At 66.8% G+C, this 8,271-nt stretch carries 4 protein-coding genes; 2 read left to right on the top strand and 2 right to left on the bottom strand.

Annotated elements, in window-relative coordinates:
- Nucleotides 1–134: 134 nt before the first annotated feature.
- Nucleotides 135–3,179, bottom strand: coding sequence for a dockerin type I domain-containing protein (locus L6Q96_17395; GenBank protein MCK6556333.1), 3,045 nt, complete (start codon nt 3,177–3,179; stop codon nt 135–137).
- Nucleotides 3,180–4,516: 1,337 nt separating this feature from the next.
- Nucleotides 4,517–4,741 (bottom strand): hypothetical protein, encoded by a 225-nt coding sequence (locus L6Q96_17390; GenBank protein ID MCK6556332.1) that lies wholly within the window; start codon nt 4,739–4,741, stop codon nt 4,517–4,519.
- A 405-nt stretch (nt 4,742–5,146) separates the two neighbouring features.
- Between L6Q96_17390 and L6Q96_17385 the strand changes: the two genes are divergently transcribed.
- Entirely contained in the window at nt 5,147–6,643 is a 1,497-nt protein-coding gene (locus L6Q96_17385) for a hypothetical protein (protein MCK6556331.1), read from the top strand.
- Between the two features lie 42 nt (nt 6,644–6,685).
- Nucleotides 6,686–7,909, top strand: coding sequence for a family 1 glycosylhydrolase (locus L6Q96_17380; protein MCK6556330.1), 1,224 nt, complete (start codon nt 6,686–6,688; stop codon nt 7,907–7,909).
- The last annotated feature ends 362 nt before the right edge of the window (nt 7,910–8,271 follow it).

The following is an 8,271-nucleotide window of genomic DNA, read 5'->3' as shown; positions in this document are numbered from 1 at the left end:
CTGTGAAATCAAGGCAGAGCCCGCTCGTGCTGAGCTTGTCGAAGCACCAGCGGGCCTTTCTCCGACAGGCTCCTGGATGCAGGTCGTCGACAGTCAGCGGTCAGCTCTAACCCCGATCACTGCCCACTGCCCCATCACCGTTCCCCAACGCGGCCGCTGACACGAACCGGCGCGGCCGCATTGCCGTCGAACTCGAGCACGAGGATACTGCCGTTGGGCGGTAACGCCGTGGCACTCGCCATCGCGATGCGGACGACCCCCGGCGTGTCGCCGTGGTGGTGAGCGAGCAGGGCGCCGCGAGCCTGTGGGCCGCGGCGCACCCGCGCCAGACGCAGCCGCGCGGGATCGAACTGCACGCGGAAGTCCAGCGCGGAAGTGGCCGCGGCGGACGACACGTAGACGGGAATCCGTACCCGCGCCCCGCGCACGGCCCGTGCGCGGCCAAGGCGTACTCCCGCCGCCGGGGCCTCGGCCATCGCGGCGGCAGCCGCTCCCGCGCTCGGTATCCAGTTGCCCGTGACATCGCCGATGAGGATGCCGGCGAAATCCTGCCCGTTCGCCGGTCCGGCAAGCGGTGTGTACGCAATGGCCCCCGGCTGGCACCCGCCGCCGCCGATCGCGGGCGGAATCGCGTGGCGATTGGCGGCGGCCGCCGGCGCCGGTACGAACAGCCAGTCGGAGTTGCAGGTCGTTGCCACCGGCAGCCGGTCGATCATTCCGACGGCCTTCTGCAGGATGCGTGCGGCGTCGAGCGCACTGATCGAACCGTTGCCGGTGACGTCGGCCGCCAGTCGCTGGTTGGCGTCGAGCGTGCGCGTGCCCGCTACCGACTGCAAGACGAAAACCGCGTCCAACGCACCGATGCCGCCGCCGAAATCGCCGTCCTTCCGAGGTGCGACCGTCCAGGTCGCCGCGGCAAGGCCGCCGAATGCGTACTCGCCGGTGCCGTTGGTGAGTTGCGACGCCGGTGGGGTGCCGTGGAGTTCGACGGCGGCGCCGCCGACGCCGTGCAGGCCGTTGTAGTAGCGGACCCGGCCGGCGATGCCGTAGCCGGCCGATCCCTGCTCGATTACGAAGACTCCGCCGCCCGCACTGGCGGCATACACCACCGCCGATACGAACGGATCGACGGCGATGGTCGCGAACTGGACCTGGGTGAGCCCGTTGTCGAACGGGGTCCAGTTGACGCCGGCGTCGGTGCTCCTGAAGACACCCGAGTCGGTGGCGGCGTAAAGCTTGCCGGCGTCGGCCGGGTCGATCGCGAGATCGGGGGGCGCATACAGGTCTTCCGGTAAGCCGGCATCGATCGGGTTCCAGGTGGCGCCGCTGTCGCTGCTCTTGAACACCCGCATCGGTTCGCCCGCGGTGTTCCCGGTCACGTAGAGCGTGCTCGGGGTCGTCGGATCGATCAGGACGCGGCCGAGCTGAACGAGAGCTGGGCTCCGGAGTTCCCAGTTGGCCCCTCCGTCGACGCTCCGGTACACGCCGTTGAACAGGTAACTGCCGTCCATGTTGGCGTCTCGTGCACTGGCGTACAGGGTCGACGGGGCCGTCCCGTCGATCGCGATCCCTTCGACGATCACATCGTTTCCGCCGAGCGCCGTTGGCGCCCAAGTGGCGCCGCCGTCGGTCGTCTTGTAGAGCCCGCCCGCGCACGGGCCGTCGGCGCAGGTGACCGCCGCGGCGTAAGCGATGCCGGTGTTCGACGGATCCACGGCAACCGCGGTAATCCACGGATTACTTGGGAGGCCGCTGTTGACCGGCTGCCAGCTCTCGCCGCCGTCGGCGGTGCGATAAAGACCTTGCTGCGTGCCCGCGTAAAGCAGGTTGGCGTCGGTCCGGGCAACGGCCAAAACCGGTGCCAGACCGTACCAGCGCGGCAGGCCGTTGCGGCGCGCCGCCCAGGTGACGCCCCGATCCGTGCTCTTGAAGATGCCGCCCTCGTAAGTCGCCGCGTACAGGGTTGCCGGTGTCCCGGGATCCGGCGCGAGACTCACAATCAATGTGTTGGCCATACCCGAGTTGGCGTCTGTCCAGGTCGCACCGGAATCGGCGCTGCGCGACAGGCCATCGATCCAGTCGGCGGCGAAGATCGTCGGCGGGCTGGTCGGAGCCACCGCGAGCGCGTCGACGAAGTATGCGCCGGAATAGTCGGAACTGCCGGCCATCGCGGTCGCCGCCCACGCTTGCCCTCCGTTCGGGCTGCGGTACACGCCGCTGATGCAGGAGGATGCCTCGCAGCTACTGGTGGCGACGTAGACTGTGGTGGGTGCGAGCGGGTCGACCGCGAGGGCACCGACGGTCGGGGGGCCGGGCAGGCCGTTGTTGACGGGGCTCCAGGTGTTGCCGCTGTCGGTCGTCTTGAGCACACCGGCCGGGGTTCCGTAGCGGGTGCCGAGATAGACGGTCGCGGGTGTGCTCGGGTCGATGTCGAGGCGATGGATGTCCGTGTTCGGGGCGGGCGCGGCGAGCGGTAGCCAGGTGCCTGCCGCGCTCGTGGTCTTGAAGGCGGTGGACTGCGCCGCCGCGTAAAGAGTGGCCGGCGCGAGCGGGTCGATCGCCAGCGCCGTAACCGCGGGCGAGCCCCACGCGTCGAGGATGCCGGTGTCGGCGGACGACCAGCTCGCTCCGCCGTTGATGCTCTTGAAAACGCTGCCGCCCCAGACCGCCGCGGCGGCGTACAGCGTTGCGCTTACTTGCGGATCGACCGCCAACGCCACGATACTCGGGGCACTCTCCGATGGGTTGATCAACCCCGTGTTTGCCGCTTGCCAGCTCGCCGCCCCGTCGGTCGATTTGAACACGCCGGCCGACGTTCCCGCGTACACGATCGAGGGCGCCTTCGGGTCTACGGCGATGCTCCAGACGGTCGTCAAGCCGAGCGTCTCCCCGCCCAGAGGCAGACCGGTGTTGGCGCCGGACCAGGTCGCACCTCCGTCGGTGCTCTTGAACAGGCCGCCGGAGGCCGTGCCGGCGTATACGGTAGTCGGATTCGTCGGATCGGCGGCGACGCACAGGACGCGCCCGCCGCCGGGTCCCGTGTTGGTCCAGACATCGATCCCGGCCCGCGCGACGCCGCAAGTCAACATTCCCACGACGGCGGCCATCGGCAGCCGCACCGCCGCCCGCCGCCAACGCGGGCGATGGAACCGAAGTACACGCGAACGAGCCTGCAACATCGAAGTTTCTCGTTCCCCCGGGATGTCGCTCGGAAGCTTACCTCTTTAGGCTCATACGGCGCCGGCAAACGGCCAGTCAAGGGTTTTTCCGTCGGATCGGCAGTCATCTCCGCGAGCAACCGGCAGTCGCTCGAGGGCCACCGAGGTCGTAGGCTGGCAAAGAAGCAAGCCTGATGCTTGGGCCCGGAAGGTGAAACAGCGTTGGCTGCGCCCGAGGCCCTGTGGTAGTGTCCTTTGCGCACAGGGGATTTGCCAGGTGTGGACCCTGGGGCGGCTGGGGTGAACGACCATGAGTGTGGTTCGCGCTCGACTGGTTGTTCGGGTTTGAGGTGATTCCTTAGCAGGCCGCCGCCGCCCGGCGTGTGGGCGGCCATCGGGGTGCGCGCAAGGAGGGCCGCATGGTACGTGTCGCCATCAGCGCGATCCTGGCGATTGCGTCGGCTGCGCATGGGGCACCGACTCACTTCGCGGTGCTTGACGGCCGCGACGTGGTAATCCAATCCCTTACCGACGGCTCGCAGCGGCGTATCGAGGTGGGAGTCCAGTTTCCGGGGATCCTACCTCCGTGCGCCTTCGCCGCGGCCGGGCGCAACTTTGCCGTGAACGATTTTTGCGGCGGCGGCCATGTGTTGCTGTACAACTTCGATGGGGAGGTTGTTCGTCGCATCAGTGCGGGACCTGTCTATCGGGTCGAGCTTTCGGATGACGGGCAGGCAGTTGCGGCGTTCAGCGAGGAGTTCGGCTCGCACTACGTAGACGTGAGCTTTCCCGATCAGGGAGGCGTTCTCGTGGGGCGCTCTATTCCGGGGACGCTTGTGACATCGGTGTTCGCCGACAATCGGACGCTTGCTCTGACGGTCGTCGATGGGGACGAGTACTCCCTGGTCCTGATTGGTCCGGAGGGAACAATCGGTAGCCCGATCAGACTACCGGGCGAGCCAGAGTATGGAGTGGGCTTGCTGACCGTGCAGTCCCAGACCGCAACGGCAACTGCAACTCCGAGTCCGACGAGTACCCCGACGTCTCCGACTGCGGTTGCGACGACGTCTGGCCGGTCGTCCACCAGTGCATCTGGAGGCTGCAAGCTCGACGGGTCGTCGGGCGCCACCGGCAGTTGGTTGACCTTGGGAATCGGCGCCCTTCTCCTGGCTGGAGCACGAAAGCGTTTACTGGTTCCCGTGCTTCTTCTTGTCTGTGCCAATCAGGCAACTGCCGCGAGGCCTTTATTTTCGGCCAACGCGACTCTTCGGATTGACCATGGAGACCTGCAGCCGCTACCGCGCCCGGACGGCCCGCCTCAGACGATCACTGGAGGTCAAGGTGGAGGCGCAGCCGGATCATGCGATGTTCCCGACGATGACGCGGACTTCCCGAGCAGCTTTGTCGTCCCTCCTCCACCTCCGGGAACTTATGATCTCGACCTTGCGGTAGACGTAGTGAACTGGAGGAGTCAACTGGCCGACGTACAGCAGGTGATCAACTTCCTGAACGCTCACTACCATGCGGCGAACGCCATCTTCCTGCGGAGTGCCGGGATCAGATTCCGCGTCGTGCACGTTCATATCTGGAACGACACTCATCCGTACGGAAACGTCGACAACATGGGCCCGATTGACAACCAGTGGGGGGCGGTCTGGCCTCGATGCCCAGCAGCCAACTGCGTGGATAGGGACCTTGTCCAAGTTCTTGTGGTCGGGGGGGGGGGAGGAAAGGGCAGGTACAAACCTTGCCATCTGACTTCGAACTCGTACGCGTCAGTTTCCGCGTATGCCGACCTCCGCCGCGGGTTGGACTGGGAAAGCGGAACGAAGGGACTCTTTACGTCTGTTCACGAGCTCGGTCACCAGATGAATGCACCGCACACCCATTGCTTCGATCCGCCTCTGGACCGCTGCGTTTCCGGGGAGGGTGGGAGGTGCTACCGGGGTCCCAAGGAGTGCCCCAGCCTGACGGAACCATCGAGCATCATGACGTATTGCTACAACAGTCTTGGAAGTGGCGTGTTATGTCCGGGGTTCGAGCAACTCGACATACGGACGCAAGTGTTGGCTTTCCACCCCCAGATGAGCGAGTGGATGCGGGCCAGCATTGCTGGCGAACCCTGTGTGACGATCGACTCGTACGACTGCCGGACCGGCCTCGACAGTGACGGCGACGGGATCGCAGATGCATGCGACAACTGTCCCGGGCATTACAACCCGCGCCAACAGGACAGCGACGATGACGGACGCGGCGACCGTTGCGACTCCACCCATCCCGAGTGTTTTGGCGATTGCGATGGCGACGGCACGGTCGACCTGAACGAATACCTTGCGGCTGCGAATCTCCTATCGCAGGGCGCATCCGTGCCGTGGGCGCAACGATGTATCGATGCCACCGGGAGCGGATTGATTGGTCCAGACGATCTGCCCGTTCGATCCCTGATTCTCGGATGCGCTACCAGCGATCCCGTGCCGGAGCCCATGGCCCGGCTTGAGGTTTGGCCAACGACCGCCAACATCGGGTCGGTAGCGCAGTGGGCGATCACCTTGAAGCCCGAGGCGCGTCAGTACGCGGGAGCAACACTGAGGATGTATATGGGGCCCGCTGGTCTCGTGCTCGACAACATCGCCTGCCGGATCGATCCTCGATTGAGTTCCACTCACGTCTTGCTGGACGAACCGTTTCCTGGGTCCTGGCGGCGCCTGACTCTCTTGCCGACTAATGCGTCGAACCTGAGCACGGGCCCGCCGCCATTTCCTGCACCGACCTTCAGCGGAGGGATTATTGCGCTCTGTACAGGCGACGTTCGGGCGGGGGCGACACCCGGTACGTACCAGATTCCCGCGAACAGCGCGGCCGTGTTCAATGACCAGTGGTGGCATGTGCCTGCTCCTCTCACGCGAGAGGGCCGCCTGTACATTCGGGCGGGTTGCGCCGGCTGTTGCGCTATCGACCCGTTGATGCCTGGATCGCCGTTGTTGTTGGGCACAATTGCGGTGGCGACCCTCTGGATCCTCCGTCGCGTGCGAATGGCGGCGTTGTTGCTCTGCCTCGCGGGTCTACTTCTGGGCACCGCTCTTGGGCAGGACCCACCGCCCCCAACTCCCGACAGGAGCCTCGGCGACGGGTCGGGCCTCTGGGCGGCAGACCTCTCCCGGGCGCTGTCCGTTGCCATGGGGCAGAGGGATGGACGCCGAGGGCCGGATGTCGGTGACGGGACGTGGCACGTGTGCGACGTGACGCCGCACCCGCGGCTCACGGGGCGATTCGCGGCACAGGTGGCCGCTAGCGGCATGAGGTCGTTCAGTGTGGGCGAGGCGGAGGTGAGGGTATCGGCGCGCGGTCGCGTCAGTGGAAAGGTTCGGGACGAGGCTGGGCGCGTCGTTGCTCTCATCAGGGGAACCGCTTACCCGGATCGCGTGGAGGGCGAGTTCCGCATGCGCGGCACGCGGGAACGTGGCTATATCGTCTGGTACCCGTAACTACCGGTGCAAGACGACCACGGCGGCGGGATGGTTCGGGCGATGAACGATAGTGCGGTTACTGTACGGCGGCGTGCTTCGCCTCCATTCCCCGACTTCGCCTTCGCGTGCGGCGAGGAGGGTTCCGATCCTCTCGTGTTCCACGATGGCCGCGAGGTGCGCGTCGACGAGTTTGCGCGCTCCGGGCACCTCGATCGGATGGACGACGATCTTTCCGCCGTTGCCGGACTCGGGGTGCGGGTGTGGCGCTACGGCATGCCGTGGCGTCTGACCGAACGGGCGCCGGGCGAGTACGATTGGACGCTCTGGGACCGGGCGCTTGCCGCCTGCGCCCGGCACGGGTTGCAACCCGTCGTCGATCTCTGCCACTTCGGTCTGCCCGATCACTACCCCGGCTTCTGCGATCTCGCCTGGGTCGAGGGCTTCGGGCGCTACGTCGACGCCTTCCTGGCGCGCTATCGGGAGCCGCTGTGGTTCACTCCGGTCAACGAGCCCGCGATGACCGCCTTCGCCTCGGCACAGTTCGGCATCTGGAACGATCGCCGCTCGAGCCTCGAGGACTTCGGTCTGGCGCTCGCCCATTGCGTGCTCGCCAACCTCGAAGCTCTGGCGCGCATCCGGGGCGACCGCGACGGCTGGTGGGTCGGTGCCGAAGGGTTCGCTTGCTTTCGCGCCGCCGGCGACGACGAGGCTCGCGAGGCCGAGCGGCAGCGGGCGGCGGCGCAGCTCGTCTGGGACCTCCACTTCGGAGTCGCGCCGCGTCCCGCCGCGGAAGCGGCTCTGGTTGCCGTGCCCGACCGCATCCGGCAGCGCATCGATGCGCTCGTCACGCGGGAGCACGTCATTGCCGGACACGACTTCTACCCGACTTCGGTGCTGACCGTCGGCGGGCTGCCGGTTCCGACGATCGCCGAGCGCGTCGAGTGTTACTTGCGCGAAGCGCGGGGATGGTATGAGCGTTACGGCGTGCCGTTCTGGGTGGCCGAGACCTCGAACCTGTCGCTGCCCGTCGAAGCGCAGATCCCGTGGCTGGAGACGCTGGTGGACGGGATCGAGACGCTGCGCCGCGACGGGCTCCCGGTGCGCGGCGTGTGCTGGTACAGCCGCGGCGATCAGTACGACTGGGAGAACTTCCTAATGACGCCCGTTGGCCAGGTGACGACGGTCGGACTGTTCGACACTCAACGCCGCCCCCGTCCGGTTGCCGAACGGTTCCGCGAGCTGGCGGGAGGGGGGGCGCCGGTAGAAGCGCGGAATGCGGAATGACGGCCTCGGAGTTTCGAGTGCGCTCGCTTTGAACCACGATTTCCGCGGATACTCGTGCGGAACGCAAAATTCAGACGGGGAGGGCGAGGCTCCTGCCGAGCCGCGCCGGTGAGCGGTCGGTTGGCCCGATGCGCCGCCGCCGTCCACTTCATCCGAGCGTCCGCGACCGGGTCCCGGATGGGGGAGGGAACCCGGAGCCGAGACGGACTGCTGCGGTGTGCTGCGATGTGGGGCGAGCCGGGGGAAGTAACCGGTGGTGGAACGCGCGCTCCGCGCGCGTTCGCCGCACATGCCGCCGCCACAGCACGACAACACCACCCCGCCACGGAGTCAGGTTCCTCTCCCAGCGGGAGAGGTCAGGT

The sequence above is a fragment of the Candidatus Binatia bacterium genome, from assembly GCA_023150935.1.
Taxonomy (GTDB): domain Bacteria; phylum Desulfobacterota; class Binatia; order HRBIN30; family HRBIN30; genus JAKLJW01.
This window is presented reverse-complemented; position numbering and strand designations above follow the sequence as displayed.

Coding starts and splice junctions, on each gene's coding strand:
- L6Q96_17395 (MCK6556333.1), bottom strand. CDS start 3,179: ATGTTGCAGGCTCGTTCGCGTGTACTTCGGTTCCATCGCCCGCGTTGG.
- L6Q96_17390 (MCK6556332.1), bottom strand. CDS start 4,741: ATGAACGTGCACGACGCGGAATCTGATCCCGGCACTCCGCAGGAAGAT.
- L6Q96_17385 (MCK6556331.1), top strand. CDS start 5,147: ATGACGTATTGCTACAACAGTCTTGGAAGTGGCGTGTTATGTCCGGGG.
- L6Q96_17380 (MCK6556330.1), top strand. CDS start 6,686: ATGAACGATAGTGCGGTTACTGTACGGCGGCGTGCTTCGCCTCCATTC.